The following is a 16,319-nucleotide window of genomic DNA, read 5'->3' on the forward strand; positions in this document are numbered from 1 at the left end:
TTGGAAGGGAAACTCCTGTTAAAGTTCCCCTTTTATATTGAATTCATTATGTTTTACCTGCTTGTTCCGTCCATCATGAGATCAAATCCAAGACTTTGTAATCCATATAAATAATCCTGTTTCCAATCACTCGTTGTAAGTTCTGGAAGATGTTCGGCCGGGATATATTTCGAACTGCAAATGGCGATCTTTTCTATGATCTCTTTTTCAACTTCGTCATGACAAAAAATAACTTTATGAGGATTAATGATCGCTGCAAATGAAGCGATTAACCTGCTAAAGGCATCAATCTCATATTCTTCACATATAATAGCTTTTTTCGGATTATTGCCATTTTCCAAAGCTTGTCGAAAATTTCGGTCATCATACTGTGGAACAAATGAAACTTCTCCTGAAAAATGGGTACTTCCCCGCACTACCACTCCATTTACCATAATTCCAGCTCCTGGGCCATTTTGGCCTGAATATAAATAAATTAGGGACTTATCTTTCTTTTTTTCATGTCGATCGTGATATCCTAGTACTGCCGCATTCATATCATTCTCTAATACAACTGAGATAGAGAAACGATTTTCCAAGAAACCCTTCAAGTCAAAGTTTTGAAGGTGTTCATAATCTGGTATATAAATAATCTGCCCGTTCTTAACGGCACCAGGTACACCGATGGCTATAGAACTAATTTTCGGATATTGCTTCATGATCTCTTGGATACAATTGGTTAATAATGTTAAATCAACATCTTCTAATACACCGGGAGTCTTTCCTGCATCCTTTATTTCTCCTATACAGTTAAACACGATATAATTCGTCTCTGTTCGCTCTAAAAAAATGGCCAATCCTAACCTATACTCCGGATTGTATATATATCGTTTTGCCCTTCTACCTCCGCTGGAATCATCAAGTCCCATTAAGAGAAGTTCCCCATCCTTTTCCATCTGTAGTAAGAATTTACTTATTGTTGGAAAACTAATCCCTAACCGATCGCTAAGTTCAACAATAGTTGCACTTCCAAGCTCTAAAAGAGCTGTACGGATCCCGCGAAGGATGTCTTTTTTCATCGTCTTTGGAGTTGATTTCACTATAGTCACCACCTAATAAAACAGACTTATTAAAGAAGTTTAATAAGTCTTCAACAAAAAACTTATTAAATTTCTTTAATAAGTGATAGTGATAACATACCATATCAAATGGCCGAAAGCAATGGATTTATAAATCAAATAATTTAAATATTATGTCTATTTTCAAGAGATCAAAATTCATGTTTCAACCTCATCATCCAAAGCTGTTCATTTGAACCAGTGGTGTCCCTTAAAGTGCCATTAAATGGCTTAAACCAATTCAAACATTCATCTCCTTATGTAAAAATTGTTTTTTAGATGAAGAGTTTGCGATCAAAACACCAGTTAAAATCAGCAGCGCTCCTAAATACCCTTTCACTCCCATATTTTCATGCAAGAAGATGAAGGAAAATATGGCAGAAAAAATCGGTTCGAGCGAAAACAGAAATCCAGTGCTTTCAGGGGTCGTGTGCTTTTGAGCAACTGGCTGCATGACAAAGCCATATGCAGAACATATGAGTGCAAGCCCAAGTATGGAAATCCATTGAACCACTTCATGCGGAAGAACCGGTGTTTCAAACACAAATGTGCCAACGGCCGCATAAAGGCATGCAAATCCGAGTTGAAAAATTCCCAGTTGTAAGGCATCCACTTTACGAGAAAAGTAGTTTGTTAAAATGATGTGCAGCGCATAAAGGAATGCTGATATCAAACAATTTAGCGAGCTTAATGCAAAGGAAAAACCATCCCCTATTGTAAGAATAGCTAAACCAGCCATTACAATCATAACTCCTAATATAATTTTACTACTAGGCCATTTTCGTGTAATGAATATCTGCATAATCGGCACTAAAATAACTGTTGTACTTGTCAAAAAACCTGCTGAGGAAGCAGTCGTATTTTTCATACCAATCAAAAGAGCTATGAAAATACCGAATAGAATGGCTCCAAGCATCGCACTGCATTTCAATGTTTTCGCATCAACACGAATGATTTTTTTACTAAAAATCGCCAGCATGACGATAAAGGCAATTCCAAAGCGTAATGCCACAATTGTTAATGGAGAGAGCGTGTCGATACAGAGTTTCATAAAAATATAAGAGGTTCCCCACCCTATAGAGACTGTAGCTAAAATCATGTTTGCTTGTTTTTGAGTCATCTTGTATGCGCCTTTCTATTTATATTTTAGATTGGCAATATCGTAACACCTGCATTTACATTAGTAAAACGAATATTTATAATGGAACTATTAGTAATTCTAATGTAAAGGAAACGAATGAGAATGAATTCGTACTATGCTTTTATCAAAGCTATCGAAACAGGGAGTTTTACCAAAGCTGCTGAAGAACTGGGATATACTCAGTCCGCTATTAGCCAAATGGTACATTCGTTAGAAGAAGAGCTTTCTACTACTCTTATTAAACGCTCGCGAACAGGCATTACTTTGACACCAGATGGCGAGGAATTTTTGCCTTTTATACGAAATATTTATAATTCACATCGGGAGCTGCTGGAAAAGCAGAAAGAAATGAAAGGACTGCAAAGCGGGCTGATTCGAATAGGGACATTTTCTAGTGTTTCCTGTCATTGGATGCCAGAATTAATGAGAGATTTTAAGGAACATTATCCTGCTGTTCATTTCGAATTACATCAAGGGAATTATACGGATATTTCTAAGTGGATTCATGAAGGGAAGGTCGACTTTGGCTTTGTGAACCCAAAAGCTGTATCAAAGCTATCTACAGTACCCCTAGAGGAAGATGAAATGCTTGCTGTCTTGCCAGCAGCACATCCCTTAGCAAATCAAGACAAAGTCTCACTTAAAGAATTGACGACTGAGCCTTACATTCTTTTAAATGAGGGAGAAATAAGTGAACCATTAACAATTTTTAATCAACACAACTTTGAACCTAATATACAATACCGTGTATATGATGACTACACAATTATGTCCATGATTGAGCAAGGACTTGGCATTTCTATATTACCGAAACTCGTCTTAAGCAGGTGTCCCTATCATATTGTCACAAAATCCATTTCTCCAGCAGTTGTTCGTACCATCAGTCTGGCATACAAGGACAAAAGGATATTGCCAATAGCCAGCAGATTTTTTATTGACTTTATTGTTGAAAAGTATCGTAATCCCTTCGAAAATAAATAAATTCATGCACATTTAAATGACTTGAAATTGACAAATAATCAACAAAAGACATTCTTTTAGTGAATGTCTTTTTGGTGATCCTATCAGCTTTAATTTCTTCTGCTTCAATCAATACACTTATAAAGTATAGTGCTGAATTTTAACGAGTCAAGGAATAAAAAATAATGGACAGATTAGCAAGTACAAATTCGGAATCCGGAAATATTCCCCAACTCTATATTTATAAAGCCTACGGTATCAGCACTTTTGGTTAATGCATGTTAATTTTCATTGATTGAATCATAAATAATACTTATTGCATCATCTAGCTCAGTTTGACTCATCGCTAAAACGGGTATAAATGTCAATACTTGATCTAGCTGACGGACTATAAGACCTTTATTACGTGCAGACATGACAATGTTATCAAGCTTATTTTCTTCCATTGGGAAAGAAGCCTTCGTTTTTTTATTTTTTACAATCTCTATACCGACCATTAATCCTCGTTGACGAATGTCCCCTACAATCTCAAGCTTATATAAAGATTGTAACCGCTCGCTAACGAAAGCAGCATTTGATTGCACCTTTTCTAGTAATGCTATTTCCTCTATTAACTCAATATTCTTTAAAGCGACTGAACAGCTTAATTGATTACCAGTATAGGTGTGACCATGGTAAAAAGTTTTATGCTCCTTTTTTTCTCCTAAAAAAGCATCAAAAATCTTTTGATTCGTCATTGTTGCGGCAAGAGGCATGTACCCACCGGTAATTCCTTTTCCCAAACACAAAATATCTGGTACAACTTCTTCTTGTTCACAAGCAAACATAGTTCCAGTTCGCCCAAAACCAACGGCGACTTCATCACAAATTAAGAGAACATTATATTTCTTGCAAAGCCTCTCGACCCCTTTTAAGAAACCTGATGGATGAGTAATAATACCAGCTGCCCCCTGAACGAGAGGCTCAATGATGACTCCCGCCATTTCATCGCCTTTTTCTTGAAGTAACCTTTCCAATCTTTGAAGGCAGTATTCCATTACCTCATGACTTGTACCGTATTCTGTCATTCGGTAGGTATAAGGTGTTGGCAAAGAAACACGTTTAAATAGTAATGGTTCAAAGATCCTGTGATACAGCTCCATACCGCCAACGCTTACAGAGCCAATGGTATCTCCATGATAGGCTTCGTCTAATGAGATAAACGTGTGTTTTTCTTTAAATCTTACCGGATCGATGTTTTTCCAATATTGATAGGCTATTTTTAATGCGATTTCAACAGAAGCTGAACCTGTATCCGAATAAAATACTTTGCATAAATTTCCTGGAGTGATTTCAGCCAATTTCTTCGCTAAAAGAATAGAAGGAACATTGGCTGAACCTAATAAAGTAGAATGTGCGATTTTTTGTACTTGATTCATCAAAGCTTCATTTAATTCGGGAACATTATGACCATGGACGTTTACCCATAAAGAAGCATAGCCATCTAGGTATTTATTACCCTCTATATCAAATAAATAGCTACCCTGTCCTTTTTCGATAATCAAGGGTTTCTTTTGCTGATAGATTTTCATTTGTGTAAAAGGATGCCAAATATACTCTTTATCCCAACATTCAAGCTCTTGCTGATTAGTAAGTTGCATGAAGAAAAACCTCCATAATTAGTTTCGTAAATCTTTCAGACTGTATACAGTTTTCAACGTATGGTTCAAGCTGAGTTTTGACATCATGAAAAAACGGAATAGAAATAGTTGGTAAGGGAACGATGCGCTGGATTGTTTCCCGATTGTCTTGATGAATGATGTTTGTTTCGTCAAAAGAATTGAAAATAATGGATTGAATAGAAATTCCATATTGCAGTGCATATTCGTATGTTGTTAATACATTATGTATGGCACCAAGCTTCGATGGACTAACAATAATAGCCGGTATTTCAGCATTCTTTATGAAATCTTTTGTCATATAAAAGTCATCTTCTCGTTCAATTAAAGGAACGGCTAACCCTCCCGCACCTTCGACTAAAACAATATCATTCGTACGTTCCAATTCTTTTAAACGTTTTAAAGCATCATTCATATTAACTTCTGCATGAAGCAGCTTAGCGGCTAAATGAGGAGAAGTTTCAGGCTCGAACGTAAAAAATCCAGCATGTTCAACCCCAATGACCGATGAGTACCAATCTAAGTCCGGGTAAGTTTGTGTCTGTTCGATTATTCCTGTTTGAAACGGTTTAAATACAGTCGTTTTAAATCCAAGTTTATTTAGAGTAAAAAATAAGAAACCAGTCGAGATTGTTTTCCCCACATCAGTTCCTGTTCCTGTAATAAAAAATGATTTGCCCAATTTACGCAGCCCCTTTCATCCATGTGTTTTTTACTCTGGTCTCTAGCTTATAAATAATAACAGCGCTTATAAAAGCTATAATTAGGTCTCCAGGAACAGGAAAAATAAAACCAAATAATAACGTATCATGTAAGGACAACGGTTTTTCTACCATCCATTTCATTGCTCCGTACAGCCAGGTACATCCTATGAAATACACAATCAACAATGTACTTAAATTCGCTAAGAAGATGGAATATACACTTTTTAAATGAAATTTCTGGATGAACCAGCCATTCGCGTAAGCTCCCAATACGAATCCAATAAGGTACCCAAATGTGGGTTTGAAAATATAACTTGGACCTCCGCCTTCAGCGAAAACCGGTAATCCTGCTAATCCAATTAATACATAGCAAAGCTGGCTTAAACTGCCAAGTTTCGGTCCTAATAGTGCACCTGCAAGATAAACAGAAAGAATTTGCAATGTAAAGGGAATATACGGGATTGGAATTTTTATAAATGCACCTACAGCTGTAAAGGCAGCGAATAATGCTGCAAAAGCAATTGTTTTCGTTTTCAAAAATTAGCACCTCTTTCTTTTTTCATGATTTATATATTGCTACATACATATTTTAATTGTCAACCAAAATACTATTTATGTTAACATATTAATATTTTTGGAGTAAGTTTAATTCGATAAACTTAAGGCAAAAGCATTAACAGATGTCATCGTGAACTGTTTTCATTTTGAAAAGTATAGTATAGTTAAGTTGGCGATACATTCGATATGAAAGGTGGATATCAGCACCCATGTTGGAGATTAAAGAACAAGTAAGTACCACTCGGAAGGAACTTTTGTCTTTACTTGATGGACTAAGCGATAGTCAGTTAAACTGGAAACCGAATGAAAACGCATGGAGTATTGCACAAATTGTGAAGCATGTTGCAACATTGGAAGGAACCGCAGCGCAAATCATTCAACTTGGACTTGACCAAGAACCAAACTTTGCTCCCAGTGACATACCACTTGAAAAGATGATTCTGGACCGGTCAAAGAAATTTAACGCCCCAGAACGTCTGCATCCTTTAGCAGAACCGAAAACGCTGGAGCAGTTAAAAGAAATGTTACATAATAGCCAAGAGCAATTTCTCAGTGCGCTAAACAGCATAAAGGACGTTTCCTTGCTTGATAAAACGGCTCCACCCCGCCCTCACCCGGTCTTTGGGCAGATGAGTACAAACCAATGGATTTTGGCAGTACCGTTACACGAGCAACGTCATATCAAACAAATCGAAGAAGTAAAGGAAAAATTGCAGTTAAGTTGATTTGCAGTTATCAGGAAACAAAACCAAACAGACTTCCTTTAACCATCATCCATCGATGGTACTGGAAGTCTGTTGTTTTGACTTAAGTGACAAATTAATTCAATTGTTCTTCAAGCCCTTCTCTCTTTTTAATTATAGAAATAGAAATTATTATTAAAATATATTATTATAATTTACAAAATACTTTTATTAACTGAGTCGTTAAATAAATAGTAAGATTACAAAATTCAAAGTTATCTTCCTCCAATAAATACACTCCTTTTAAGGATAATCGGATAATACAAAAACTCATCTAATGATTCTGTTCGATGAGTTGAGTTATGCCCTTTTAAAATTGAACACAGCCTTTCAAGGTATACCTAAATAATAAACAACGATAAAAACCTTCCTTAAATTGTTTTAGGAAGGTTTTTTGCAAAAACTATTTCATTTGGACCATAAAATTATTGGTTGTCAGTAGTGACCTTTTTTTATGAGTTTTAGAAATATAAACGGCAAGCGCCAAAAGCATGCTTGAAGATATAAGGCATACTGGTTCATAACCTTCGACCGAAATGAATGGTATCCATTGAAATAAATTAACGAAGAATATTTAATTCGAATATTTAATTCTTAAATGGGTACGGTAATAGAGCAATAATACGAGAAATAGTATACCAACAAAAATAATAACTCTGTCCAATTTTTTATTATTAATATACTTTTTGCTTAAATCATATAATTTCAGTCCCAGAAAGCCTCCAATAGAATTTGTCATTACATCTGTTATGTCTGTCGCTCCAATAGCGAAGATAAATTGAATTAATTCAAATGCAAGGCTTAAAACCAGTATAAAAGCAAACTTAGGTAAAAATCCGACTTTATTGAAATTGACATTCAAAAGCAAGCCAAAAGGAATAAAGATTATAACATTTTCGAACATCTCACTGAAACTTCCATTCACTATGGAAGGAGAAGCAAATGGAATCAAGTTAAGACTTCTATGATGATAATTAAAAACTGACAAAATATTGTATTGTAATTTGAATAGCACTAACCAGCTTAGTATCACTAAATAGAAAGCTAGCAAGCCTCTAGATAATATTTTCCCCATATAATCTCCTCTAATTCTTTTTTTACGTGTATCTAAAGTATACCCGATGACCTAGTTGACGTGGGTTTTATGCCAAAAAGATGGTATTACACCAAATAGTGCTGGTACAATAATGCTGTTCATTCATTTCGTTTTTTTCATTCCGCCATGCTTACCTCCTTGAGTTTAGTATGTGTTGATCCGAGGAACACTGTCACAATTACACCATCCATATTGTTGCCTGATATCTCCCAACGAAGATTGGAAGGCACATGAATGGTCGTATCATTGGTTACAGGGTAATAAGAGATCTCATATTTTTCACCATCTATAGCAGTTGAAATGGTCTTTTGTTTTTTTAGGAAATCCATATATTCTTCTAGAGCGAAATTCTTTTCCTTCATAATCGCACTATGGGGGAAACCGACATAACGGATATGCCATGGTTCGTATTGAATTCCAGTAACATCCGTTTTATCCTTTGGATAGCGTAATATAAAGCCGTACTTCCAAGCATTTTCTTTCAGCCACTTTCCTTCAGGTGCTCGATCCATTTTCGTTAAGCTTGATCCTACATCAAGTGATAATCCTGAATTATGTTCACTATAACCTGCCGGCAAGGCGTAAGAAGGACCCATTTCTTCATACAACTTATTTTGCTCAGTAAATGTACGATATCCACTATCAATCAAAAAATGATTTACACCTTCCATTTCAGCATCATTGACCATCTCTGAAAATTTTTGTGCTATTTCTTTTGACAGGTAAATATTTTGATCAAGTAACCCATATCCCCTTAACAATTCATTATGTAATGATAAATTTACGATATCTGATTTTACACTCTCTTGGCCAACAGGATATTTACTGTTGATTAAGAGCAGATTTCCTTGATAAATCTGTTCCTTTGTAATGGTTTTTGTTTGGATACTCTCAGAAGTCCCTCTTTTATCAATATAATCTTTATGATTTTGATCATATTTTTGACTCTCTACTTGATCCTGAAAAAACAGTGCTTTATTAATGAAGGCAAAACCTAAGCACAATAAAAATAACAATAAAAAACCGCACTTCTTCATTTTTACGTTCCTCCTTATTCTTATAGATACTAGAATAGGGAAAGCTTTTTAAAAAAAGAGTAGGATAAAATTTAAATTTTTCTTAAATCCTTTATGAAATTTTTAAACTTGGTCAATTGGAACCCTTTCCTGTGGTAATCGAACTTCAAATATAGTACGTATTAAACTACTTTCGGCCCTAATCGTTCCATTATGCTGATCCACAATATTCTTTGCAATGAATAAGCCAAGACCTGTACTATCATCTTGATGAGTTCGTGCTTTGTCACCGGTATAAAACATATCAAAAAGATACGGAAGTTCATTCAGAGGTATACTATCTCCATAATTAACGACCTGAACAACCACTTCTCCTGCATCCACAAACCCGTTAATATCTACAAACTGACCATCATATCCATAACGATTTGCATTGGTTAAAAGATTTTCAAACACACGAGCTAACTTCTCTCCGTCACCTAAAATAGGCAATTGGGGCAGAATATTCATACGAGCGATCAAATTATTTTTCTCGAAAACAGGATACAATTCCTCTTTTAATTGAAGAAGTAAGTCACTTAAATTAATTTGCCTTTTTTCAACTGGTAGCATGCCATAGTTCATTCTTGTTATTTCGAATAATTCATCAATAAGTCTTTCTAAACGCTGAGATTTAGTAAAAGCAATCGTTAAAAAATGTCTGACTTGTTCTTTAGTCAACTTCTCATCCTTAAGGATTAAATCTAAATAACCTAAAACAGAAGTTAGCGGAGTACGCAAATCATGAGCCAAATTTACAACTAACTGTTCTTTACTGCTTTCTGAAAAATCGCCTCTTTGTATGGCTTCTTCTAATTTTTCACTTGCCAGATTTATTTCTTGTGCAATATCTTCAAATTCATCATTTGATTGGATATAAACCCGATGTTTAAAATTGCCACGAGCGAGATCATGAATTCCGTTAGATATTTCATTGAAATAGGTAGAATAGGGCTTAGTCAGTAAATAGAAAAACAATATCGAAAGTGATATAAATAGCATTAAAAAGAAATTAATGTCTCCGATACTTCCTATGAATCGACGAAGATAGGCCAAGGGGTCATCACGACTAACCATCATGTGATAATAAAGCTTTAACCCTTTATCGATTAAGTAAGTTATAATACCAGCCAGAAGAATACTTAAACCAAATAATACGATTATTTTAAATCGAAAACTTCGTATAATTTTAGCCATTAAATGTATACCCAACTCCCCAAACGGTTTTGATCAAATTGTTTTTCCTTTTATCTTCTCCAAGTTTTTTCCGTAAGGTACGAATATGCACCATTACCGTATTACCACCTTCAAAGTATGCTTCACCCCAAACCTGCTGGAAAATATTTTCTACACTATAAACTTTCTTTGGATGACTGGCTAATAAATACAAAATATCAAACTCTTTCGGCGTTAGCTCAATCTTTTCACCATAGAGCAAAACTGATCGGTGATCAGGAGAAATCACTATTCCACCAAATTCCAAGATATCTTTATTATCTACTTTGGGTTGATTCAACTTCATAAAGCGCCGCAATTGAGCGTTCACACGTGCTACCAATTCAATGGGGGTAAATGGTTTAGTCATATAATCATCTGCACCAATCACTAGTCCATGTACCTTATCGAAATCAGAAGTTTTCGCACTCAAAAAAATGATAGGCATATTATATTGTTCCCGAACCTGACGGGTTACTTCATATCCATCCATTTTCGGCATCATAATATCCAAAATCAGCAAATCAATTGATTGTGTCTGGATCACTTGAATGGCTTCTTTCCCATCATGTACTTTTATGACATTGTATCCTTCTTTTTCTAGATGGATTGCAATCAGATCAGCAATCTCCTCCTCATCATCAGCAACTAAAATCGATATACGTTTCATCTATTTACACTCCTATTTCAAGTTGCATTCAGTGCATTTGCATCAAACCTTACAAAACTGCACCCTAAAAAAATCGATGTTTTGATAGTTATACCTGTTCAGCAGAATCTTAGCCAACATTGTATAATTTAGAGCCTGTATTTTATTTTCTATTATTTCTTTTTTTTATTCAAGAATATGGTCCCACACATAAAGAAAGGGCACAATTCTTACTACTAAATTGCGCCCTTTGTATTAATGCCTTTGTTGAAGCGTCGTTTTTTCAAAGAATACAGCTTGTCCATTTTGTTGTTGTAAGAACCCAAATGGAACTTGTGAGTTTTCCACCATATTTTGGTCTTTAACTGATAAAAAAGAGTGCATTTCCATTGTTCCTTGTTAAGCAATCGCGCCCTTTAATGGAATAACTAAGTAATGTCCTCAGTCCTAAAATCACTTAATTCTTCTTTAACTAACGCCCCCGTTAGCTTAATAAAGAAGTCCATTCTTAATTAGTATTTACAGGCAGATTATTATTCTGACTTCGAATTCTAAACCCTAAAGCAATTGCAGCTCCAATACAGCTTGAAAGGCACCCTACTACCAAATAAATTGATGGAGTTGATTCACCAATTAAAACAGAAGCAACTCCTCCAATTACTGGGAATAGAGCAACCATATACCCGCTTTTTGCTCCTCCAATTTTTTCTACAAGTTTTAAATAAAATAGCCAAGCCATAAAAGAAGCAATCAAAGTTAAATATAGCAAAGCAGATAAATATGTAACTGTTGTTGGAAGTATAATTTCATTTCCTTGTAACAGTACAATTACACCCATTAATACACCAGCAACTGTAAAACCAATAGCATTTGCATAGATAGGGTTAATCTTTCTATTAGCATTTCTTGCAGAACTTGCATCACCAACAGCTGTTAGAACCGTACCTAACAAAGCAATCATGATTCCTTTTAAATCAGTAAGTCCTTGAAAATCATTTAAGTTCGGATAGATTAGGACACATACTCCAAATACCCCTAGAATTCCCCCAATTAACACGCGAGAATGTAATTTCTCTTTTAAAAAAACACGGAGAGCAATCGGAGTCAATATCACTTTTAACGAAAAGATTAAAGTTACAATGGCAGCAGAGCTCAAAATTGTAGCGTAATAAAGGCACAGATAACTTAATGCAAAGTTACATACACCAAAAACTATAATAAACGGGAAATCTTTTGTACGTGGTCTCCCCTTTGGTTTAAGGAGCCACACAAGAACTAAAAATAAAAAAGCTGTCATAACTAAACGATATGATAATGATAATTCCAAACTGACTGGTGTTCCTTGAATTTTCACCGCAATAAAATTTAGCCCCCATACCATTAAGCAAAATATGTACATAAAATTTGTCATTGCATTACCTCATTCTACCGTTTATCTTAATATGTTAATAACTTCTCAAAAAGTAATTATAACAAATTTGGAGGGAGTCAATTATCCACGATTTGAACATTTTTCTTCTTCCACTAAACTCCAGTTAGTTTAAATGCAACCCTTTACAAACTAAGTAGTTATTCAATTAAATGGCCCTAAACATAAAGAAAGAGCACAACTCTGTTGAAGAATCGCGCCCGATTGTTGAAGATCGTTATTGAAGTAAAGCTACTGGTTGTTAAAGTAGATTTTTTCACAATCTTTTACATTAAAGTTGGGCAATCATTCTAATATCTTTATGTTTTCTTCCGCCCGCTACATTAAACTTTTGCACCCGTTTAGTGTAAGTACCTTCCTACACAAAGGTTAAAACAAAAAGCAACGCAATGGATACCTTTGAAGTCGCTTAATTAATTTGAACTAATGAAAAACCAATTTTTAGCCATTCTATTTATTTCTTTTATATCTCCATCAAATGCATTTTTTAATGGTTTTTGGTCTGTCGTTGCGTATACAAATCCAGAAAAGCCATCCAAGACTCCTCGAAATGTAAAGAAAAGAATGTTATATCCATTGCTCGTTTTCTCTACTACTATATCGCCACCTCCAGCAGAAAGGTGATCGTATTTTTTAGGTAAATGAATAAGGGATGAATTGTCGGTAACATTTGGTTTAATTTCTCCATTTACTACCATCTTTATTATTTTCTCTCTTTCAGTCTGGTTTAATTTAAAATTTAAATCCAATACAATTTGATTAAAAGGGACGATGAATAGCAAAACAATGGTAACAACTTGTATTGTTATAGGTTTCCAATCCCTTTTTTTGAACAGCGATACGACTGCTAGAATGGTTATGACAATAAAAAAGCCAAACAACAAAAACATAACTGGTACCATTAAAAATGAAAATATATCGAATAAACTCCATTGAAAAAATTGATACAGAATGACACATATACTGGTGATGAAGGATAAGAGCAATAGCTGGTTTTGTTTCATTTTTCCCCCAGAAATTCTATAAATTTACCATTAATTTTAACACACAAGTTTATTGGAGATACACCCTTTATTACACCCCTGACAGGATGGAGGAATTTTGACAAATCTTTATTCTACCATAAAAGTCCAATTCTTTATGAAGTAAACTGCACTTCAGTTATAAGTGCAATCCTTCATAAACTCTAAACTGATGTAAGCATATATTATCAATTATTCTTTAGATTCTTATTCCGTTAAATGGCCCTAAACATAAAGAAAGAGCACAATTCTTGTTAGATAATCGCGCCCGATTGTTGAAGTTCACTTAGTTTCTATTAGCTGGTTTAATGGAATAAATTAAAACGTCAACAATAAACGTAATGGGTTCAATGATCGAGTACAACTCTTAAATTTGAAAGATTTTTTGAACCTATATTACTTATTGAAGATGCACTTGAGTTAGTTATCACTTTAAGCTAAATCATAAAGAAACCTTAAAATCGAAAGTTGAATCTCCGTTACTCTCAATGATTTCAGAAGTAATTTCGTTAACAGTCGTTTCAAAACATTCCTCAAATGATCTTGTATCATTAATTGCATTTAGAAGGTCATTATCATTTTTTAATCTACCTACAGTTAAATGAGGGAAATAGGTATGTTTGCGACTTATAAAGTCAAATAATGGGCCAGAATATAATCTATCGTGCAATTCGATTATGTTGTCGTTTCCCTTCTTAACGTTTAAGAATAGGTAATTATTCAACGAACCAGTAATTCCCTTCAAATACAGAGGAAAAGGATTAACCCCAGCTAATGCGTTTTTTATATTTTTTTCAAGAATTGAAGATGGAATTTCACTTTCGAAGGGAAATACAAGTGTAATGTGTGGCTGTACTAACCCAAACAATGGGTCATACTTTTTTCTTATTCCTTCTATCATATTCATATTTTTAAATTCAGGAAATATATGAATTGCCCTTTGCATAAAGACACCACACTCCGAATATTACAAATTAGAGCTGTATTATTTACGTTAAACTGGATTACTAAATATTATATAGAGTTTTTTCCTAAATAAGAAACAACTACTTTTATTTTGTAGATATTTTGTCAAATCTTTCTTCGATAAAACTTCTATTTAACGGATTAACAACCATGATAAAATGGACTGTCGCTGCAATCAATAATTTCTTCAATTCTTGCGCCCGATTGCGTAACAAGAATAACTTATTTCTTATTGTTCCCTTAACATAAGACTCGTTCCGGGTTTTAATTCCAGTTAACTGTAATTGAACACTTGAGGAAGTTATCTTAATTATTGAATACTAGCCATTCTAACTGTCGACTTTTAGTTTTAAATCCAAGTTTTTCATAAAACCGAATAGCATTTTCATTAAATTCTAGAACATTTAATTCTACACTTTCTGCATGTATTTCTTTACAATATTCAAAGGCTTTCTTAATTAATATCTTTCCTATACCCTGTCCTCTACAAGTTTTACTTACACCAATACTACGAATAAAGAGAATTTTTCTTTCACGTAATATTGGATTACTATCTGCTGGTTTTTTAATATCTAGAATTATGTAAGCAATAATCTCTTTATCATTATCTTCTACAATAAATATCTTTGTATCTGTGCTATTAAGCCATGTTTCATATGTTGCAATTTCTAAAGAAGCTGAAGCATCAGCATATAGATCAGGTCTTCCCTCTATGTGTAGTTGTTGAACTTGTTCCTTTAAATTGGAAATACCCATGAAATCTTTTAAAGTGGCTGACCTTACAGTAAAAGGTGAAAACTCGTTGAACATGATTGCATCCCCCTAAAGTTTTATTTAGAAATATACTCTTTTTTCATTCATTTAACAATGAATATTCCATCCATTTTTCTCTCTTGTTCAACGGTGTAAAATTCAAAAAAACAGTTTTGTCAACATGTTTTAGACTGTATCATTTTAAACAATCTGGCCCTAAAATGGAAAATGAGCACTTATCCTTGTTCAAGGATAGCGCCCGATTGCTGAAGATCATTTTCTATTGCAGAGTTGATTGTACTGTGTAGCAACTAGGTCTATTGTTTTAACATAAGCTCTTGTTAGCAGAATAATCATCTTTTATTTTACTGTTACTACGTCAAGAGGTAAATTACCTTCTTGTATCCATTTTTCTATCATTTGATTAAAGAAATCAGGGTTAAAAAATGATATTCCGTGACCAACGTTAGGAATAATTATTCCAGTGCAATTTGAATTATGAGAAACGATGTCTATCGCTGATTTTTTCATTACTGCTTTTTCTTTTTCGCCAACTGTCACTAATATCTTGGCATTTGACTTACTAAAATCGACGGGTATTTTAAATGACAGATTTTCTTCTAAGATTCTATTAAGAGTATCTGGTTTCATTTGGGTGCTTTCTTTGTAATAGGTTTCTAAGTATTCTTCATCTATGTAGAGTGTCTTCGCTTGAAGTTTTGAGAAGGATTTATTTTTAACTAAAGTATAAGTTAATTTATTCAACGGCCCTATCATTTTCCTTAAGAATAAATTGGGTCTAACCAATGCGCTGTTAATAAAGGCATAATCTATTAAACGTGGATTCATACTTAACATTTGAATAGTTATTTGTGCACCTAATGAGAAGCCAACAACTATTATCTCTTTACCGTTTGCTACTTTTTCTATTAACTCGTTCACTTTCTCTGCACTGTATTGAATCGTAAAATTTTCTGTATGTTTACTGCCTCCTTGTTCTGGTAAATCTATTGTCATGCAATGATATTGACTAAAATATCGAATTTGTTTTTCCCACATCCAGCTACTTACTCCAGCCCCGTGTAAGAACACCATTAATGGAGCCTTCTTATCTCCAAACTCTTGATAATATAAACTCAAACAATTCACCTTCTCTATGGCATTCTATGGCGCTTTCTACTTTTTTCTTACCATGTTTTAAATATGTCTAACCGTGTGTTTTTTCTGAAATGATACGGTCAGGCCTATTAGCTTGATGGGCATGTGCTGCTCC

General features: G+C 34.3%; 17 protein-coding genes. 2 read left to right on the forward strand and 15 right to left on the reverse strand.

Annotated features, from left to right (window positions below):
• Positions 1–53: 53 nt before the first annotated feature.
• Together HPT25_RS21145 and HPT25_RS21150 are read right to left on the reverse strand one after the other, a co-directional pair.
• Positions 54–1,058, reverse strand: a complete 1,005-nt coding sequence (locus HPT25_RS21145; RefSeq protein WP_173071359.1) for an ROK family transcriptional regulator — start codon at positions 1,056–1,058, stop codon at positions 54–56.
• Between the two features lie 280 nt (positions 1,059–1,338).
• On the reverse strand, positions 1,339–2,217 hold the full coding sequence (locus tag HPT25_RS21150) for a DMT family transporter (protein WP_173068878.1): 879 nt from the start codon (positions 2,215–2,217) through the stop codon (positions 1,339–1,341).
• A gap of 123 nt (positions 2,218–2,340) precedes the next feature.
• On the opposite strand from HPT25_RS21150, the gene HPT25_RS21155 reads away from it, so the two are divergent.
• Positions 2,341–3,219: a LysR family transcriptional regulator gene (locus tag HPT25_RS21155; RefSeq protein ID WP_173068881.1), complete on the forward strand. Its 879-nt coding sequence runs from the start codon at positions 2,341–2,343 to the stop codon at positions 3,217–3,219.
• 260 nt (positions 3,220–3,479) lie between these two features.
• Here the strand turns inward: HPT25_RS21155 and bioA are convergent, their stop codons facing one another.
• Genes bioA through HPT25_RS21170 form a run of 3 tightly spaced genes read right to left on the reverse strand, consistent with a single transcriptional unit; the run spans position 3,480 to position 6,097 of the window.
• Positions 3,480–4,838, reverse strand: a complete 1,359-nt coding sequence (gene bioA, locus HPT25_RS21160) for an adenosylmethionine--8-amino-7-oxononanoate transaminase (protein ID WP_173068884.1) — start codon at positions 4,836–4,838, stop codon at positions 3,480–3,482.
• Positions 4,825–5,538: a dethiobiotin synthase gene (gene bioD, locus HPT25_RS21165; RefSeq protein WP_173068887.1), complete on the reverse strand. Its 714-nt coding sequence runs from the start codon at positions 5,536–5,538 to the stop codon at positions 4,825–4,827. Before bioD ends, bioA begins: the two co-directional genes overlap by 14 nt.
• 1 nt (position 5,539) lies before the next feature.
• On the reverse strand, positions 5,540–6,097 hold the full coding sequence (locus tag HPT25_RS21170) for a biotin transporter BioY (protein ID WP_173068890.1): 558 nt from the start codon (positions 6,095–6,097) through the stop codon (positions 5,540–5,542).
• 230 nt (positions 6,098–6,327) lie between these two features.
• Between HPT25_RS21170 and HPT25_RS21175 the strand changes: the two genes are divergently transcribed.
• On the forward strand, positions 6,328–6,843 hold the full coding sequence (locus HPT25_RS21175; protein ID WP_173068893.1) for a DinB family protein: 516 nt from the start codon (positions 6,328–6,330) through the stop codon (positions 6,841–6,843).
• Between the two features lie 592 nt (positions 6,844–7,435).
• On the opposite strand, the gene vanZ-A is transcribed toward HPT25_RS21175, so the two are convergent.
• From vanZ-A to HPT25_RS21220, 10 genes are all read right to left on the reverse strand, one after another.
• Positions 7,436–7,936: a glycopeptide resistance protein VanZ-A gene (gene vanZ-A, locus HPT25_RS21180; protein WP_173068896.1), complete on the reverse strand. Its 501-nt coding sequence runs from the start codon at positions 7,934–7,936 to the stop codon at positions 7,436–7,438.
• Between the two features lie 137 nt (positions 7,937–8,073).
• The gene (vanY, locus tag HPT25_RS21185; RefSeq protein ID WP_173068899.1) at positions 8,074–8,994 is read right to left on the reverse strand and encodes a VanY-A/VanY-F/VanY-M family D-Ala-D-Ala carboxypeptidase; all 921 of its coding nucleotides are present in this window, start codon (positions 8,992–8,994) and stop codon (positions 8,074–8,076) included.
• Between the two features lie 102 nt (positions 8,995–9,096).
• A complete protein-coding gene (locus HPT25_RS21190) occupies positions 9,097–10,209 on the reverse strand; it encodes a sensor histidine kinase (protein ID WP_173068902.1) in 1,113 nt (370 codons plus the stop codon).
• A complete protein-coding gene (gene vanR, locus HPT25_RS21195) occupies positions 10,202–10,897 on the reverse strand; it encodes a vancomycin resistance response regulator transcription factor, VanR-F/VanR-M family (protein WP_173068905.1) in 696 nt (231 codons plus the stop codon). The genes HPT25_RS21190 and vanR overlap by 8 nt, the downstream gene beginning before the upstream one ends.
• Positions 10,898–11,384: 487 nt before the next feature.
• Entirely contained in the window at positions 11,385–12,287 is a 903-nt protein-coding gene (locus HPT25_RS21200; protein ID WP_173068907.1) for a DMT family transporter, read from the reverse strand.
• Between the two features lie 431 nt (positions 12,288–12,718).
• Complete coding sequence (locus HPT25_RS21205) at positions 12,719–13,309, reverse strand: hypothetical protein (protein WP_173068910.1); 591 nt, start codon at positions 13,307–13,309, stop codon at positions 12,719–12,721.
• Positions 13,310–13,769: 460 nt separating this feature from the next.
• Positions 13,770–14,273, reverse strand: a complete 504-nt coding sequence (locus HPT25_RS21210) for a 2'-5' RNA ligase family protein (RefSeq protein ID WP_173068912.1) — start codon at positions 14,271–14,273, stop codon at positions 13,770–13,772.
• Between the two features lie 106 nt (positions 14,274–14,379).
• A complete protein-coding gene (locus HPT25_RS29125) occupies positions 14,380–14,508 on the reverse strand; it encodes a hypothetical protein (protein ID WP_281368222.1) in 129 nt (42 codons plus the stop codon).
• Between the two features lie 91 nt (positions 14,509–14,599).
• On the reverse strand, positions 14,600–15,103 hold the full coding sequence (locus HPT25_RS21215; RefSeq protein WP_173068914.1) for a GNAT family N-acetyltransferase: 504 nt from the start codon (positions 15,101–15,103) through the stop codon (positions 14,600–14,602).
• A gap of 303 nt (positions 15,104–15,406) precedes the next feature.
• Entirely contained in the window at positions 15,407–16,186 is a 780-nt protein-coding gene (locus tag HPT25_RS21220; protein ID WP_173068916.1) for an alpha/beta fold hydrolase, read from the reverse strand.
• Between the last annotated feature and the right edge of the window lie 133 nt (positions 16,187–16,319).

This window comes from Neobacillus endophyticus (genome assembly GCF_013248975.1).
Classification (GTDB): domain Bacteria; phylum Bacillota; class Bacilli; order Bacillales; family Cytobacillaceae; genus Neobacillus; species Neobacillus endophyticus.

Excerpts from the sequence above, each read along its gene's own strand:
- HPT25_RS21200 (WP_173068907.1), bottom strand. The coding sequence starts at position 12,287 with ATGACAAATTTTATGTACATATTTTGCTTAATGGTATGGGGGCTAAAT.
- HPT25_RS21155 (WP_173068881.1), top strand. The coding sequence starts at position 2,341 with ATGAATTCGTACTATGCTTTTATCAAAGCTATCGAAACAGGGAGTTTT.
- HPT25_RS21215 (WP_173068914.1), bottom strand. The coding sequence starts at position 15,103 with ATGTTCAACGAGTTTTCACCTTTTACTGTAAGGTCAGCCACTTTAAAA.
- bioA (WP_173068884.1), bottom strand. The coding sequence starts at position 4,838 with ATGCAACTTACTAATCAGCAAGAGCTTGAATGTTGGGATAAAGAGTAT.
- HPT25_RS21205 (WP_173068910.1), bottom strand. The coding sequence starts at position 13,309 with ATGAAACAAAACCAGCTATTGCTCTTATCCTTCATCACCAGTATATGT.
- HPT25_RS21190 (WP_173068902.1), bottom strand. The coding sequence starts at position 10,209 with ATGGCTAAAATTATACGAAGTTTTCGATTTAAAATAATCGTATTATTT.
- vanY (WP_173068899.1), bottom strand. The coding sequence starts at position 8,994 with ATGAAGAAGTGCGGTTTTTTATTGTTATTTTTATTGTGCTTAGGTTTT.
- HPT25_RS21145 (WP_173071359.1), bottom strand. The coding sequence starts at position 1,058 with ATGAAAAAAGACATCCTTCGCGGGATCCGTACAGCTCTTTTAGAGCTT.
- vanZ-A (WP_173068896.1), bottom strand. The coding sequence starts at position 7,936 with ATGGGGAAAATATTATCTAGAGGCTTGCTAGCTTTCTATTTAGTGATA.
- vanR (WP_173068905.1), bottom strand. The coding sequence starts at position 10,897 with ATGAAACGTATATCGATTTTAGTTGCTGATGATGAGGAGGAGATTGCT.
- HPT25_RS21175 (WP_173068893.1), top strand. The coding sequence starts at position 6,328 with ATGTTGGAGATTAAAGAACAAGTAAGTACCACTCGGAAGGAACTTTTG.
- HPT25_RS21210 (WP_173068912.1), bottom strand. The coding sequence starts at position 14,273 with ATGCAAAGGGCAATTCATATATTTCCTGAATTTAAAAATATGAATATG.
- HPT25_RS21150 (WP_173068878.1), bottom strand. The coding sequence starts at position 2,217 with ATGACTCAAAAACAAGCAAACATGATTTTAGCTACAGTCTCTATAGGG.